Below are 15,767 nucleotides of genomic sequence, written 5' to 3' on the forward strand. Positions count from 1 at the left end.
CCGGCACTACCGGGAGGGGCCAACCCGCGCGGCTCGTTCCGGTAGGGGCCAACCTTGGTTGGCGCGCGTGAACCCCAAGCGCCGACCAAGGTCGGCCTCTACGAAGGCAACAGCGGGAAGCAAAGCGCCGACCAAGGTCGGCCTCTACCAAAGCCCACCCGGGTAGAATGCCCGCATGAAAATCGCCTCGTGGAACGTCAATTCGCTCAATGTCCGCCTGCCGCACCTGGAGCAGTGGCTCAAGGACTTCGGCCCGGACATCGTCGGCATCCAGGAAACCAAGCTGGAGGACCACAAGTTCCCGGACTCGGCGCTGGTCGCCGCCGGTTACCGCAGCGTGTTCGCCGGGCAGAAGACCTACAACGGCGTGGCGCTGGTGTCGCGCGAGCCGGCGCAGGACGTGCAGATCGGCATTCCCGGCTTCGAGGACGAGCAGAAGCGGGTCATCGCCGGCACCTTCGGCGACCTGCGGGTGATCAACCTGTACGTGGTCAACGGCCAGGACGTGGGCACCGACAAGTACGAGTACAAGCTGCGCTGGCTGGAGGCGGTGCACGCGTGGATCGCCGAAGAACTGCAGCGGCATCCGAAGCTGATCGTGATGGGCGACTTCAACATCGCCCCCGATGCGCGCGATGTGCATGACCCGGAGGTGTGGAACGACAACCACATCCTGACCTCCACTGCCGAGCGCGGCGCACTGAACAAGCTGCTGCAGCTGGGCCTGCACGATGGTTTCCGCCTGCACAACGATGAGGCCGGCACCTTCAGCTGGTGGGACTACCGCGCAGCGGGTTTCCGCCGCAACCTCGGCCTGCGCATCGACCTCACCCTGGTTTCCGATGCGCTGAAGGGCAGTGCGGTGGCCTCGGGCATCGACCGCGAGCCGCGCACCTGGGAACGCCCCAGCGATCATGCACCGGCGTGGGTACAGCTGGGCTGAAACAACGAGGCCCGGCGATGCCGGGCCCCGTCCTGATGCGTTTGCCGGCTTGCGGCCGACACCACCACGCCGTCAGCGTATGCTCTTGCGGGTGAACAGGTTGACGATGGCCAGAAGGATCACCGCGCCGATCAGCGAGAACAGGAACGTGCGCAGGGTGATCGCTTCATTGATGCCGCCGCCGAACAGCCAGCCGGAAATCAGTGCGCCGACGATGCCCACCACGATGTTGAGGATGATGCCCTGCTGGCCATCGCGCTTCATGATGATGCTTGCCAGCCAGCCGACGATGCCGCCGACGATCAGCCAGATGATGATGCCCATGATCGACTCTCCGGTGGATAACCGCGTCCAGTTGACGCGCAATGCCGTGAACCCGCTGTGCAATCCTGTGACGGGTGCGTGCGGATGAGCCTGCCAGCCACCCTTGAGGGCCCCTGGCGGTTTGGTCCGGTTACCGTCTGGCGCTGCCCGCATGTCCCCGGCCAGCGCGGTGAGCCGCAGGCCCGGCAGGTGCTGGCACAGGCCCTGGGGGGCGAGCCGGATGCGCTGCCGCTGGTGCGCGACGACAAGGGCCGGCCGGAACTGAGTGGCGCGCTGGCCCACTACGGCACCGGCTGGAGCCACAGCGGCGAGGTGCTGCTGGTAGCGCTGGGCGAGGGCGTGCGGCTGGGCGTGGACCTGGAACTGCTGCGGCCGCGCCCGCGCATGCTGGAAATCATCCAGCGCTTCTTCCATCCCGACGAAGTGGCCTGGCTGCAGGGCCTGGACGAGGCCGACCGCGAACATTGGTTCTTCCGCGTCTGGTGTGCCAAGGAAGCGATGCTGAAGGCACACGGGCAGGGCATTTCCTTCGGCCTGCACCGCCTGCAGCTGGCCCCGGCCAACGATGGCGCCCTGCACCTGCGCTGGTGCGACCCGGAGCTGGGCGAGGCCGCGCGCTGGCACCTGCACGAATGGCAGGCCAGCGGACAATTCCGCGCCGCATTGGCCTGGTATCCGCAGTGAATCGGCGAATCAACGGCGAAAACCGGCGATAATGCCGGCATGAGCGAACACGATCTTCCCGCCGGCGTAGCGAACACGCTGCAGCAGGGCCTGGCCAGCATGGGCCTGGCCGCCGAGCTGGCCCCGCCGCTGCTGCGCTACCTGGCGCTGCTGCACCGCTGGAACGGCACCTACAACCTCACCGCCATCCGCGATCCGCAGGAAATGGTCACCCGCCATCTGCTCGATTCACTGGCGATGCAGCCGTTCGTGGCCGATGGCAGCCTGGCCGACCTCGGTACCGGCCCCGGGTTGCCGGGCATCCCGCTGGCGATCGCCTGCCCGGGCCTGCAGGTCACCCTGGTGGAAAGCAACGGCAAGAAGGCCCGCTTCATGCGCGAGGCCGTGCGCCAGCTGGGCCTGGGCAATGCCCGCGTGGCCGAATCGCGCGCCGAAGCGCTGGCCGAGCCGGGCAGCTACGACCAGCTGACCGCGCGCGCGATGGACACCTTGGCCGGCATCGTCCGCGTCGGTGGCCACCTGCTGCGCCCCGGTGGCGTGTTGCTGGCCATGAAAGGCGTCTACCCGCATGAGGAGATCGCAGCGCTGCCGGCCGGTTGGCAGGTGCGCGAGGTGGTCCCGCTGAGCGTGCCCGGCCTGGCCGGTGAACGCCATCTGGTCACCGTCACAGGTCCCTGAACCCCGCCGCCCGCCCCTTGTGGAACAAGCGGTTGGCGATCCACGATTTCCGCACGGGCCCGGTTGTACGCATAATGACCGGTCCCAGCACACGTCGACGAGGCACACCCGCATGGCCCGCATCATCGCCATCGCCAACCAGAAGGGTGGCGTCGGCAAGACCACGACCGCCGTCAACCTGGCCGCTTCCCTGGCCAACGCACCCAAGCGCGTGCTGTTGGTCGACCTGGATTCCCAGGGCAACGCGACCATGGGCAGTGGCGTGGACAAGCGCGAGCTGGTCTCCTCCACCTACGACCTGCTGCTGGGCGAGTCCAGCGCCGCCGACGTGCGCGTGCAGACCGCCGAAGGCTACGACCTGCTGCCGGGCAACATCGACCTGACCGCGGCCGAGATCCAGCTGATGGCGCAGAGCGAGCGCGAGCAGCGCCTGAAGCGCGCGCTGGCACCGATCCGCGATGAGTACGACTACATCCTGATCGACTGCCCGCCGGCGCTCTCGCTGCTGACCCTCAACGCACTGGCCGCCGCCGATTCGGTGATCGTGCCGATGCAGTGCGAGTACTACGCACTGGAAGGCCTGAGCGCGCTGGTGGAAACCATCGAAGCGCTGCGTGCCAACCTCAACCCGGCGCTGGAGATCGAAGGCGTGCTGCGCACCATGTTCGACGTGCGCAACAACCTGGCCAATGCGGTGTCGGCCGAGCTCACCGAGCACTTCGGCGACCGGGTGTTCCGCACCATCGTGCCGCGCAACGTGCGCCTGGCCGAGGCGCCCAGCCATGGCCAGAGCATCGTCGGCTACGATCGTGCTTCGCGCGGTGGCGTGGCCTACCTCGGCCTGGCCGGCGAGATCATCCGTCGCAACAACGAACGCAACAAGGCCACCAAGGCCGTGGAGACCGTCTGATGACCAGCAGCAAGCCTGCAGCCAAGAAGCGAGGCCTCGGCCGCGGCCTGGACGCACTGCTCGGTCCGAAGGGCGCGGTCAGCCAGGTGCAGGCCAGTACGGCGGTGATCGAGCCGCTGCCCGGTGAAGTGCTGCGCAAGCTGCCGGTAGGCCAGCTGCAGCCGGGCAAGTACCAGCCGCGTCGCGAGATGGACCAGGGCAAGCTGTCCGAACTGGCCGACTCGATCAAGTCGCAGGGCGTCATCCAGCCGATCCTGGTGCGCCAGCTGCCGGCAGGCAACTTCGAGATCGTTGCCGGTGAACGTCGCTGGCGCGCCTCGCAGCTGGCCGGCCTGGACGAAGTGCCGGTGGTGGTGCGCGAGCTGGAAGACCGCACCGTCATCGCGATGGCGCTGATCGAGAACATCCAGCGCGAAGACCTCAACCCGCTGGAAGAAGCCGAAGCGCTGCAGCGCCTCATCAGCGAATTCACCCTGACCCATGCCGAGGCCGCCGAGGCCGTCGGTCGCTCGCGCGCGGCGGTGTCCAACCTGCTGCGCCTGCTGGAGCTGCCGATCGCCATCCGCCTGCTGCTGGAAACGCGCCGGCTGGAGATGGGGCACGCCCGCGCGCTGCTGACGCTGGCCCCGGAACTGGCCAGCAAGCTGGCCCAGGAAGCGGCCGACGAAGGCTGGTCGGTGCGCGAGGTCGAGCGCCGCGCGCAGGCGTTTGCCGCCGGCAAGGTGCCGAGCAACCGTCCGCAGCCGGTGGCCAAGGTGCAGCAGGCCGATATCGCCTCGCTGGAGACCGAGCTGTCCGAAGTGCTGGGTACCTCGGTTGCGATCAATCATGGCCGCGGCGGCAAGGGCAAGCTGATCATCCATTACGCCAACCTGGACACGCTCGATGGCGTGCTGGAGCGGCTGCGCACGCGCCAGGGCTGACCCCGGCGCATCTTCATGGGCGCACGGCCCGTTCCTGCCGTGTGCCGTCGATTGCAGGGAACGCACCGCCGCGCGTGCCGGAGGCCGCGTCGTCCACCGCAGGTGGGCCGCTCCGCCCCGTGGCTCATCCAGGGAGCAGGACATGACCATTGAAGTAGACGACGTCAGCCCGGGCGGCAGCCCGATCCTCGTGCACAGCCGCGAGAAGGACTTCACCCCGGCCCAGGGGGAGTCGCACATCGAGGAGATCAGCGCGCACATCGAGCGCCATCTTGGCCCGATCTCCGGGGTCTTCCACGAAATCATCTCCGATATCGTGCACATCGACGTGCATGTGGTGCCCGCCACCGACGAGTGTCCGTACCTGCGGCTGGTGACCTCGGGCATGAGCGACCTGCCGATGTCCGTGCCTGAGGAGGTGGACGTCCCCCGGCACATGGAACTGATGGTGACCCTGCCGGCGGATTGGCCGATCACCCAGGACGCCTTCGAGGATGAGCGCAACTACTGGCCGGTGCGCCTGCTGAAGACCCTGGCGCGGCTGCCGCACGAGTACGACACCTGGCTGGGCTTCGGCCACACCATTCCCAACGGCCATCCGTCCGAGCCCTATGCACCGGGCGTGGGGTTCGATGGGGCCATCGTGCTGCCGCCGGTCACGACCCCGGACGACTTCGGCACGCTGGCGCTGGAAGACGGCACCACCATCGAGTTCATGGCGATCGTGCCGCTGTACCCGGAAGAGATGGACCTGAAGCTGAAAAAGGATTCGGAAACCCTGCTGGATCGCTTCGATGCGAAGAACATCCAGGATGTCATCCAGCCGGGGCGCACCAATGTGGCCAAGAAGCGTTTCGGCCTGTTCTAGGCCCTGCGCGTACCATCAGACGCCATCACTATTGAATTGACCGTTGAATTCCAGGCTCACCGCAATGACCATCCTGCTCACCGGCGCAGCCGGCTTCATCGGTGCCTACACCGCCCGTGCCCTGCTTGATGCGGGCCAGTCGGTGGTCGGCCTGGACAACTTCAACGATTACTACGACCCACAGATCAAGCGCGACCGCGTGGCCGCGCTGTGCCCGACGCTGGATCTGCGCACGCTGGACCTGACCGACCGCGACGGCCTGGCCGCGCTGTTCGAGGAAGTACAGCCGACCGCGGTGATCCACCTGGCTGCGCAGGCCGGCGTGCGCTATTCGCTGGAAAACCCGCACGCCTACGTCGACAGCAACCTGGTCGGCTTCGTCAACATGCTCGAGCTGTGCCGCCACCGGGGCGTGCAGCATCTGGTGTATGCGTCCAGCAGTTCGGTGTACGGCGATTCGGCCACGCCGCCGTTTTCCGAAGACCAGCGCGTGGACCAGCCGCGCTCGCTGTACGCCGCCACCAAGGCCGCCAATGAACTGATGGCCTATACCTACGCACAGCTGTATGGCCTGCGTGCCACCGGCCTGCGCTTCTTCACCGTGTATGGCCCGTGGGGCCGGCCGGACATGGCGCCGCTGCTGTTCTCGCGCGCGGTGCTGGCCGGTCGTTCGATCGATGTGTTCAACGAAGGCCGCATGCAGCGCGATTTCACACATGTCTCCGACATCGTGGCCGGTATTCTCGGCGCCCTCGCGCATCCGGCTGATGGTCCAGTGCCGCACCGGGTGTTCAACCTCGGCAACCACACGCCGGTCGAGCTGGAGCGCTTCATCGGCGTGATCGAGCAGGCCGCCGGTCGCCCCGCGCAGAAGGTCTACAAGCCGATGCAGCCGGGTGACATGGTGCGCACGATGGCCGATACCCGGCGCGCACATGACGCATTTGGCTACGAACCGGTCATGCCGATCGAACAGGGCCTGCCGCCGGTGGTGCAGTGGTGTCGCGAGTATTTTGCTGATCGCGCCTGAAAACCGATCCTCACGCCGCCGGATTCATCTTCGGATAACCTCGGCTTCGGAAAATGCGCGGTCTTTGTCCCTCCTTGGCCGAGTCCCCCCATGAGCCAACCCGAGCTGTCCGTCGTTGTCCCCGTATTCAACGAGCGCGACAACGTCGCGCCCCTGGTGGCCGAAATCACCGCTGCACTGCGCGGACGGCTGCCGTTCGAGATCGTCTACATCGACGATCATTCGCGCGATGACACCTTGGCCGTGCTGCAGGGCCTGAAGGCCACCACGCCGGAGCTGCGCGTGCTGCACCACGTCTCGCAGAGCGGGCAGAGCACCGCGGTACGTACCGGCGTCAAGCACGCGCGTGCGCCGTGGATCGCCACCCTCGACGGTGATGGCCAGAACGATCCGGCCGACATCCCCAAGCTGCTGGACGCCCGTGAAGCGGCCGACGCCCAGGTGAAGCTGTTCGCCGGCTGGCGCGTCAACCGCCAGGACAGCGGCAGCAAGCGCTGGGCCAGCAAGTGGGCCAATGCCATCCGCGCGCGCATGCTGCGCGATGACACCCCCGATACCGGCTGCGGCATCAAGCTGTTCGAGCGCAACGCCTTCCTCGATCTGCCGTACTTCGACCACATGCATCGCTACCTGCCGGCGCTGATGCAGCGTGCCGGCTGGAAGACCACCAGCGTGCCGGTCAACCATCGCCACCGTACGGCCGGCGTGTCCAAGTACAACAACCTGGGCCGCGCGCTGGTGGGCATCCGCGACCTGCGCGGCGTGGCCTGGCTGATCACCCGCAGCAAGCGCACCGCGGTGGAGGAGCGTTGATGGATCTGGAGCTTCACTGGCTGGACCAGCCGCTGACCTGGTTGTACTGGACCGGCCTGCATGTGACCGGCTGGAAGCTGATCGGCTACACCGGCGCGTTGATGTTCGGTGGCCGCTGGCTGGTCCAGTTCGTCGCCTCCAAGCGCGCCGGCAAGCCGGTGATCCCGCGCCTGTTCTGGTACATGAGCGTGGTCGGCAGCCTGATGACGCTGAGCTACTTCCTGTTCTCGGCCAAGCAGGACTCGGTGGGCGTGCTGCAGAACCTGTTCCCGGCGTTCACCGCGTTGTACAGCCTGCAGCTGGACATCAAGCATCGCGGCTGGAAGCGGGACAAGGCCAGTCACTGACGCCCTGGTAGATGCCGACCTTGGTCGGCGCTGGTTTTCTCCGGGTGCCGACCAAGGTTGGCAGCTACCAGAGCGGCCACGCAGGCACCGCTGTGGTAGCGCCGGGCCATGCCCGGCGGCTGTGGGATGGCGGCCAACATCGGCCGCGCTGCGCGCTCGCGGGGCATGGCCCCGCGCTACCACGCGCCTTCGGCGCTGGGTCTCCCCGCCTGCCAACCAAGGTTGGCAGCTACCAGGGCTAGGCCCAGGCAGAACCTGTTCCCGGCGTTCACCGCGTTGTACAGCCTGCAGCTGGACATCAAGCATCGCGGCTGGAAGCGGGACAAGGCCAGTCACTGACGCCCGGTAGATGCCGACCTTGGTCGGCGCTGGTTTTCTCCGGGTGCCAACCAAGGTTGGCAGCTACCAGAGCGGCCACGCAGGCACCGCTGTGGTAGCGCCCGGTCATGCCCGGCGGCTGTGGGATGGCGGCCAACATCGGCCGCGCTTCGCGCTCGCGGGGCATGGCCCCGCGCTACCACGCGCCTTCGGCGCTGGGTCTCCCCGCCTGCCAACCAAGGTTGGCAGCTACCAGGGCTAGGCCCAGGCAGGACCTTCGTCCCATGCCATGCGCGGTGCGGGGTGCCATGATCGGGGTCTGCCTTCCCGGGAACCTGTGCTTGTGAAAACCCGTCTTGCCGTAGCCCTGCTGATTGCCCTGTCTGCCCCTGCCGTGGCGTTGGCCGCGCCGCCCACCGCCGTCGCGCCGGCCAGCGTGGCTACCGAGTCGCCCGCCGATGCCGCCTTCCGCGCGCTGTACGAGAAGGAATGGAAGTGGCGCCAGCAAGGCGGCGGCGAGGCCAGCGAGGACGAAGACGCGCCGGCCAATGCCACCCGCATGCCCGACGTCGGCCCGGCCGCGCAGCAGGCACGCCTGGAGGTATGGGACCAGACCCTGGCCGCGCTGAAGAAGATCGACCCGAAGACCCTTTCGCCCGACAACCAGGTCAACTACGCGATCTACCGCGACCAGGTGTTCAACCTGGCCGAAGAAGTGCGCCTGCGCGGCTACGAGATGCCGTTCAACGCCGACTCCTCGTTCTGGTCCAACCTGTCCTTCATGGCCCGGCGCGAGATGAAGACCGTGCAGGACTACCAGAACTACATCGCGCGCCTGAATGATGTGCCGCGCTACTTCGACCAGCAGACCGGAAACATGCGTGCCGGCCTGAAGCGCGGCTTCAGCGTGCCGCGTGCGGTGCTCGATGGCCGCGAGGTGTCCATCGCCACTGTCGCCGAACTGAAGGACCCGACCGAATCGCCGTTGTACGCGCCGTTCAAGAAGCTGCCCAACACCGTCCCGGCTGCGGAGCAGGCCAAGCTGCAGGCACAGGCCCGCGCGGCGATCAGCGGCAAGGTGGTGCCGGCGTTCCAGCAACTGCGCACTTTCTTCGTCAACGAATACGTGCCACAGGCGCGCACCACCCTGGCCGCCGAAGCGATGCCTGACGGCAAGGCGTACTACAAGCAGCAGATCCACGAATACACCACGCTGGACCTGTCGCCGGACGAGATCCACCGCATCGGCCTGGATGAAGTGGCACGCATCCAGAAGGAAATGAACGACATCATCAAGCAGGTGAAGTTCAAGGGCAGCTTTGCCGAGTTCCTGACCTTCCTGCGTACCGACCCGCAGTTCTACGCCAAGACGCCGGAAGAACTGCTGTCGCGCGCCGCATGGATCTCCAAGCGCGCCGATGGCCAGCTCGGCAAGTACATGACATTGCCGCGCGCGCGCTTCACCATCGTGCCGGTGCCGCCGGACATCGCGCCGTTCTGGACCGCCGGCCGTGGTGGCATGGGCACCTACTGGCTCAACACCTACAACCTGCCGTCGCGCCCGCTGTACAACCTGCCAGCGTTGACCCTGCACGAATCCGACCCGGGCCATGCACTGCAGGGTGCCATCGCTGCCGAGCAGAAGAACCTGCCGGAGTTCCGCCGCAATGCCTACATCTCCGCCTATGGCGAAGGTTGGGCGCTGTACTGCGAGAAGCTGGGCGTGGAAATGGGCATCTATGAAACCCCGTACGAGGATTTCGGTCGCCTGACCTACGAGATGTGGCGCGCCACGCGCCTGGTGATCGACACTGGCGTGCACAGCAAGGGCTGGAGCCGCGAGCAGGCGCTGGCCTACCTGCGTGACCACACGGCGCTGAGTGAGCACGAAGTGACCACCGAAGTGGATCGCTACATTTCCTGGCCGGGGCAGGCGTTGAGCTACAAGCTCGGCGAGATCGCCATCGTGCGCCTGCGCGCGCAGGCCGAGAAGGAGCTGGGCGACAAGTTCGACGTCAAGGGCTTCCACGACACGCTGCTGAAGCAGGGTTCGGTGCCGTTGCCGGTGCTGGAGCAGCAGATCCAGGCGTACATTGCCGAGCGCAAGAAGGCCTGATCGCCGCGCCGCCGGGCATGGCCCGGCGCTACCGGAACGTGCGGTGGTAGCGCCGGGCCATGCCCGGCGAGCGCGAAGCGCGGTAGACGGGGTCGGATCACAGGATCCGACCCCGTGGTCCTTCAGCCCGCCGTCCGCACCTTGGCCACGCGCGCGGCGAAGGTCGGCAGCACCAGCAGGGTCAGCACCGTGGCGGTGATCAAGCCACCGATCACCACCGTCGCCAGCGGCTTCTGCACTTCCGCACCGGAACCACTGGCGATCGCCATTGGAATGAAGCCGACGATGGCCACCAGTGCGGTGGTCAGCACCGCGCGGATACGGCTGGATGCACCGTTGATCGCGGCCATCATCGGCACGTCACCGGCGTCCAGGCGCTCGCGGATCGCCTGCATCAGCACCAGGCCGTTGAGCGTGGCCACGCCGGACACGGCGATGAAGCCCACCGCCGCCGACACCGAGAACGGCATGCCGCGCAGCAGCAGGGCGAGGATGCCGCCGACCAGCGCCAGCGGTACGCAGCTGAACACCAGCACCGCTTCCTTGCCGCTGCGCAGGGCCATGAACAGCAGGCTGCCGATCAGCAGGAATACCACCGGCACCACCGTGGCCAGGCGCTTTTCCGCGCGCTGCAGGTTCTCGAACTGGCCACCCCAGGTCAGGTACGCACCGGGCGGCAGTGCCACGTCGGCCACGGCGGCCTGTGCTTGGCCAACGAATCCGCCGAGGTCGCGGCCGCGCACGTTGGCCTGCACCACCACCCGGCGGCTGCCGTTGTTGCGGCTGATCTGGTTCGGCCCTTCGCTGACGCTGATGCGCGCCACCGAGGACAGCGGAATCACCACGCCGGCCGGCGTGGCGATCGGCAGCGAGGCCAGCTGATCCGGGTCGTTGCGTGCGCTGTCATCCAGACGCACCACCACATCGAAGCGACGGTCGCCCTCGAAGATCTTGCCGGCTGCCGTGCCGCCGATGCCGGTGGACAGCGCATCGCTGACGTCGGCGGCGGTCAGCCCGTACTGCGCTGCCGCTACATGGTCGATCTTGACGTTGAGCGTGGGCAGGCCGGAAATCTGCTCCACCCGCACATCGGCCGCGCCCTCCACCGCGCGCAGCTTCATCGCCACCTGGTCGGCCACCTTCTGCAGCTGGCTGAAGTCATCGCCGAAGATCATCACTGCCAGGTCGGTGCGTACGCCGGAAATCAGCTCGTTGAAGCGCAGCTCGATCGGCTGGCTGAACTCGAAGCTGTTGCCCAGCTGCTGGCCGGCCAGTTCTTCGAAGCGGGCCACCAGCGCCTCCTTGCCCAGCTTCGGATCGGGCCAGTCCGCACGTGGCTTGAGCACGATCACGCTGTCGGAGATGTTGGTCGGCATCGGGTCGATTGCCGCTTCGGCGGTGCCGGTACGCGAGAACACCGTTTCCACTTCCGGTTGCTGGGCGATGGCCTTCTCCAGTGCCAGCTGCATCGCCAGCGACTGCTCCAGCGAAGTAGACGGGACGCGCAGTGCCTGCATCGCCACGTTGCCTTCATCCAGGGTAGGCATGAACTCGCGGCCGAGCAGGCCGAACGAACCAATGCCCACCAGCAGCATCAACGCTGCACCGGCGATCACTGCGCGCGGCCGCGCGACGGCTTGGCGGATGATCGGCTCGATGCGTCCACGCAGCACGCGGATCAGCTTCGTTTCGTGCTGGCCATCATCACTGTGTGCCTCGCCTTCCTTCGGCTTCGGCTCGCGCACCATCAGCGCGGCCATCGCCGGCACGAAGGTGAAGGAGAAGATGAAGGCACCCACCAGGGCCAGCATGAACGTGGCGGCCATCGGGTGGAACGTCTTGCCCTCCACCCCTTCCAGGGTGAGGATCGGTGCGAACACCAGCAGGATGATCAGCTGGCCGAACGCTGCCGGGCGCGCCATCTTTCGCGCCGAATCGGCGGCTACGCGCAGGCGTTCCATCGCGGTCAACGCGCGGCCCAGTTCGGCACGACGCTGGCCCAGCATCAGCAGCGTCGACTCGATCACGATCACCGCGCCGTCCACCAGGATGCCGAAGTCCAGCGCACCCAGGCTCATCAGGTTGCCACTGATGCCGAAGCGGTTCATGCCGATCACCGCGAACAGGAACGACAGCGGGATCACCAGTGCGGTGATCGTCGCCGCGCGCAGGTTGCCGAGCAGCAGGAACAGCACCACCACCACCAGCAGCGCGCCCTCGGTGAGGTTCCTGGCCACGGTCTTGATGGTGGAATTGACCAGCACGCTGCGGTCCAGCACCGGCGCGGCCACGATGTCCGCCGGCAGCGAGGCATTCACCTGCTGCAGCCGTGTGGCGGCCGCCTGGGCCACGGTGCGGCTGTTGCCGCCGGCGATCATCAGCGCGGTACCGAGCACGGCTTCATGGCCGTTGCGGCTGGCCGCACCCAGGCGCGGTGCGCGGCTGAGGCCGACATCGGCCACATCGGCCACCCGCACCACCACGCCGTTGCGGGTGGCTACCGGCGCCTGTGCCAGATCGTCGGTGGTCAGTGCCAGACCGTCGGCACGCACCACCAGGCCTTCGCCGGCGCGCTGCACGAAGCCGGCACCGGCCTGTACGTTGGAGCGCTGCAGGGCCGTCACCAGATCAGCCAGGCCCAGGCCATGCGCGGCCAACCGCGCGCTGTCCGGATGCACGCCGTATTCCTTCACGTAGCCACCGACGGTGTCCACGCCCGCCAGCCCGGGGCTGGAGCGCATCTGCGGCGCGATGATCCAGTCTTGCACGGTGCGCAGGTAGGTGGCACGTTCTTCCGGCGTGCGCAGCAGGTTGCCTTCCGGCGTGCGGTAGACCTCGCCGGCCTGCCAGCCGGCTTCACCGGGCTTGGCCAGCTTCGCAGGGTCGAACGCGGTGAAGTCCACCGTCCACATCAACACCTCGCCGAGGCCGGTGGTGACCGGCGACAGCATCGGCGAGGCACCCTCGGGCAGCGCTTCGGCGGCCTCGCGCATGCGTTCGGCCACCTGCTGGCGGGCGAAGTAGATATCGGTGGCATCGGTGAAGATCGCGGTGACCTGCGAGAAGCCATTGCGCGACAGCGAACGGGTGGTGGTCAGGCCGGGGATGCCGGCCAGCGCGGTTTCCAGCGGATAGGTCACCTGTCGCTCGATCTGCTCGGGCGTCAGTGCCGGTGCCACCGTGTTGATCTGCACCTGGCGGTTGGTGATGTCCGGTACCGCATCGATCGGCAGCTTGCCGAGCTGGAACAGGCCCACGGCGGCAACGAGTGCAGCCAGGGCCACGACCAGCCAGCGGTGGCGTACCGCGGTTTCAATGATGAGCTTGAACATGGAAGGTCCTCAGTGCCCGTGCTCGGCTTCGCCCTTGGCCAGTTCGGCCTTGAGCAGGAACGCGTTGGCGCCGACGATGCGTTCGTCGCCGTTCAAGCCGCCGAGAATCTCGATGCGGTCACCGGCACGTCGGCCGGCCAGTACCGGCTGCACCTTGAAGCCGCCCTGGACGGCGACGAATACCGCGCTGCTGCCGCCGACGTTCTGTACCGCATCAGCCGGCACGCTCAACGCGCCGTCCTTGCCGTCGGTGACCACCACCGCCGACACCGGCGAACCGGCCGGTGGCAATGCGGCATCCACCGGCATGGCACGGATCACCGCCACGCCACCCTGCTGGCGCACATCGGCGGCCGAACCGGTGACGGTGGCACTGAAGCTGCCGCCCGGCACGGTCACTTCCAGCGTCATGCCCGGCGTGACCTGCGCGGCCAGCGCCGGTGGCGCGGTGAACACCAGCTCGTTCATCGACGGATCGGCGACGTCGGCCACTGGGCTGCCGGCCGCCACCACGCCGCCGGGCGTGACCTGCACGTTGCCGACGATGCCGGCCACCGGGCTGGTGATGCGCACGCGGCCGCTGCTGTCGGGCGAACCGGTGGCGGCGGCCTGTGCCTGCGCGGCAGCGGCCTGCGCCTGCGCCGCCAGCGAGCGCGCGCGTGAGGTTTCCAGTTCCTGGCGAGCGACCACGCCCTGTTCGACCAGCGCCTTGTCGCGGCCGTGGGCCAAGCGCGCCGCCTCGGCCTCCGCGGCGGCGGCAACCGCATTGGCGCGGAACACCGCCGCCTCGCCACTGACCACGATCGCCAGCGCCTGGTTCTGCTTCACTGCCGTGCCCGGTGCGACCAGCACGCGCTCCACGCGACCGGTCACGGTGGAAGCGACCGAGGCACGTGCACCGATCGACGGTTCCACCCTGCCGGACAGCCGCGTCGAACCACCGCCGCCGCGGCCGACGGCCACCACGTCGATGCCGGATGCCTTGATCTGCTCTGGCGTCAGCTGCACCACGCCTTCATCGGCATCTGCCGCGTTGCCGGTTTCGGCCTTGGCATCGGTGCTGTCGGCGGCGTGGCCATGGCCATCGTCGGCCGTTGCCTTGCCGGCGGGCTCCGAGACTGCCGGGGCCTGTGTGTTACCAGAACAACCGGCCAGCAATGCAGTCAGCAACAAGCCGCCAACCAGCGGGAAAGAACGGAACAGGTTCATCGGGCCTCCACAAAGGGTGCGCGCCCTTCGAGGCGGGCGAGATCGATTTCCGCGCCGACGCGCGACAGGCGCGCGTCCACGGCGGTGCCGCGGGCGGCGATGAGGGCACTGCGGGTGCTGCGCAGTTCCAGCTGCGAGATGCGCCCGGCGTCGAAGCCGATGCGCGCCAGCCGATAGGCTTCCTCGGCGGCGACCACACTTTCGTCGGCGGCGCGGGTGCGGCTGCCGGCGGCCTTCAGGCCCGCCACCGCCGACAAGCGTTCGGCTTCGCTGTCGCGCCGCTGCTGGTCCAAGCGCGCTTCGGCCGCGCGCTGTTCGGCACTGGCGGCGCGGATGCCACCACGATTGCGGTCGAACAACGGGATCGAGAGACTGACGCCGAGCGTGTAGGCCTGTTCGCGGTCCTCGCGGAAACGCGTCTGCGCGGCGGTAACGCTGAGGTCGGGCAGGGCGCGCTTGCGCTCGACGTCGACCAGACGACCGGCCGCATCAACTTCGGCTTCGGCCACACGCACGGCCAGAGCCACATCGGTGGCGCCACGCGGTGCTGGCGGTGCGCGATCGAGCAGACTGTTGTCGATGGTCTGCACCGGTGCATCCAGCAGGGCCGCACCGGCCAGGCGGGCCAGCGCGGCGTCGCGGAAGGCCTGCGCCTCATCCAGCGCGGCGCTGGCATTGGCCACTTCACTCTGTGCCTGCACGGCACGCAACTGCGGCTCGCGGCCATGCTTGACCATGGCGGTGACCGCCGCCGCATCGTCGCGGGTGAGGCTCAGCGCTTCTTCGGCCAGCGTGTAGCGACGCAGGGCGCTTTCCGCCTGTGCGTAGATCGCCGCCAACTGGCTGGCGACATCGCTGCGGCTCTGCGAACCCCGCAGGGCAGCGGCCTGTGCCTGGGCGCGGGCGGCGCGGACGCGCGCGCCGCGCTGGCCCCAGACCTCCAGAGGCTGGGACAGGGTAAGCACGGTGTCGGCCCTGCCCATGCCGCCGTAGGAGCCTGTGCCCCAAGCGTTTTCGGCGGACCAGGAAAGGGATGGATTGGGCAGCGCCCGGGCCTGGTCGGCACGGGCGTCGGCCGCCTCGGCCAATGCCGCGCCGACGCGTGCGCCGGGCAGCTGGTCCAGGCGTTCAAGCAGGGTGTCGTACGAAGGTGCGGCTTGTGCGGCGACCTGTGCGGCGGGGATCAGGCCCAGCAGCACGGCGACGACCAGCCCGGCCGCGCGCGGCGACCGACGTGTCAGGATCGACATAGGGGGATTCCGGTTATGAGTG

Annotated in this window: 14 protein-coding genes; 10 read left to right on the forward strand and 4 right to left on the reverse strand. The window is 67.9% G+C overall.

Translation table 11 applies throughout. The features are described 5' to 3' along the window. Positions 1 to 175 precede the first annotated feature (175 nt). A complete protein-coding gene (gene xth / locus M2299_RS11080; RefSeq protein WP_280884351.1) occupies positions 176 to 943 on the forward strand; it encodes an exodeoxyribonuclease III in 768 nt (255 codons plus the stop codon). Positions 944 to 1,015: 72 nt separating this feature from the next. Here the strand turns inward: xth and M2299_RS11085 are convergent, their stop codons facing one another. Beyond that, the gene (locus M2299_RS11085; RefSeq protein ID WP_025878785.1) at positions 1,016 to 1,267 is read right to left on the reverse strand and encodes a GlsB/YeaQ/YmgE family stress response membrane protein; all 252 of its coding nucleotides are present in this window, start codon (positions 1,265 to 1,267) and stop codon (positions 1,016 to 1,018) included. A gap of 84 nt (positions 1,268 to 1,351) precedes the next feature. On the opposite strand from M2299_RS11085, the gene M2299_RS11090 reads away from it, so the two are divergent. The 9 genes from M2299_RS11090 (at position 1,352) to M2299_RS11130 (ending at position 9,954) form a co-directional block, all read left to right on the forward strand. Further along, positions 1,352 to 1,951 (forward strand): 4'-phosphopantetheinyl transferase superfamily protein, encoded by a 600-nt coding sequence (locus M2299_RS11090; protein WP_099785896.1) that lies wholly within the window; start codon positions 1,352 to 1,354, stop codon positions 1,949 to 1,951. A gap of 39 nt (positions 1,952 to 1,990) precedes the next feature. Beyond that, entirely contained in the window at positions 1,991 to 2,629 is a 639-nt protein-coding gene (gene rsmG, locus M2299_RS11095) for a 16S rRNA (guanine(527)-N(7))-methyltransferase RsmG (protein ID WP_025878787.1), read from the forward strand. A gap of 112 nt (positions 2,630 to 2,741) precedes the next feature. Further along, a complete protein-coding gene (locus tag M2299_RS11100) occupies positions 2,742 to 3,539 on the forward strand; it encodes a ParA family protein (protein ID WP_025878788.1) in 798 nt (265 codons plus the stop codon). Further along, positions 3,539 to 4,462, forward strand: coding sequence for a ParB/RepB/Spo0J family partition protein (locus M2299_RS11105; protein WP_025878789.1), 924 nt, complete (start codon positions 3,539 to 3,541; stop codon positions 4,460 to 4,462). The genes M2299_RS11100 and M2299_RS11105 overlap by 1 nt, the downstream gene beginning before the upstream one ends. Positions 4,463 to 4,604: 142 nt before the next feature. Next, complete coding sequence (locus tag M2299_RS11110; RefSeq protein WP_080149550.1) at positions 4,605 to 5,330, forward strand: suppressor of fused domain protein; 726 nt, start codon at positions 4,605 to 4,607, stop codon at positions 5,328 to 5,330. Positions 5,331 to 5,394: 64 nt separating this feature from the next. Beyond that, positions 5,395 to 6,360 (forward strand): NAD-dependent epimerase/dehydratase family protein, encoded by a 966-nt coding sequence (locus M2299_RS11115; protein ID WP_025878791.1) that lies wholly within the window; start codon positions 5,395 to 5,397, stop codon positions 6,358 to 6,360. 90 nt (positions 6,361 to 6,450) lie between these two features. Further along, complete coding sequence (locus M2299_RS11120) at positions 6,451 to 7,173, forward strand: glycosyltransferase family 2 protein (protein WP_223486998.1); 723 nt, start codon at positions 6,451 to 6,453, stop codon at positions 7,171 to 7,173. Next, positions 7,173 to 7,520 (forward strand): lipid-A-disaccharide synthase N-terminal domain-containing protein, encoded by a 348-nt coding sequence (locus tag M2299_RS11125; RefSeq protein WP_025878793.1) that lies wholly within the window; start codon positions 7,173 to 7,175, stop codon positions 7,518 to 7,520. The genes M2299_RS11120 and M2299_RS11125 overlap by 1 nt, the downstream gene beginning before the upstream one ends. Positions 7,521 to 8,181: 661 nt before the next feature. Further along, positions 8,182 to 9,954, forward strand: a complete 1,773-nt coding sequence (locus M2299_RS11130; protein WP_025878076.1) for a DUF885 family protein — start codon at positions 8,182 to 8,184, stop codon at positions 9,952 to 9,954. Positions 9,955 to 10,076: 122 nt separating this feature from the next. Here the strand turns inward: M2299_RS11130 and M2299_RS11135 are convergent, their stop codons facing one another. Genes M2299_RS11135 through M2299_RS11145 form a run of 3 tightly spaced genes read right to left on the reverse strand, consistent with a single transcriptional unit; the run spans position 10,077 to position 15,745 of the window. Next, a complete protein-coding gene (locus tag M2299_RS11135) occupies positions 10,077 to 13,286 on the reverse strand; it encodes a CusA/CzcA family heavy metal efflux RND transporter (protein WP_223486995.1) in 3,210 nt (1,069 codons plus the stop codon). A gap of 9 nt (positions 13,287 to 13,295) precedes the next feature. Further along, a complete protein-coding gene (locus M2299_RS11140) occupies positions 13,296 to 14,495 on the reverse strand; it encodes an efflux RND transporter periplasmic adaptor subunit (protein WP_099844167.1) in 1,200 nt (399 codons plus the stop codon). Next, complete coding sequence (locus M2299_RS11145; protein ID WP_100437085.1) at positions 14,492 to 15,745, reverse strand: TolC family protein; 1,254 nt, start codon at positions 15,743 to 15,745, stop codon at positions 14,492 to 14,494. The genes M2299_RS11140 and M2299_RS11145 overlap by 4 nt, the downstream gene beginning before the upstream one ends. Between the last annotated feature and the right edge of the window lie 22 nt (positions 15,746 to 15,767).

Origin of the sequence: Stenotrophomonas sp. 1278, from assembly GCF_029892765.1 — a bacterium.
Classification (GTDB): Bacteria; Pseudomonadota; Gammaproteobacteria; order Xanthomonadales; family Xanthomonadaceae; genus Stenotrophomonas; species Stenotrophomonas indicatrix.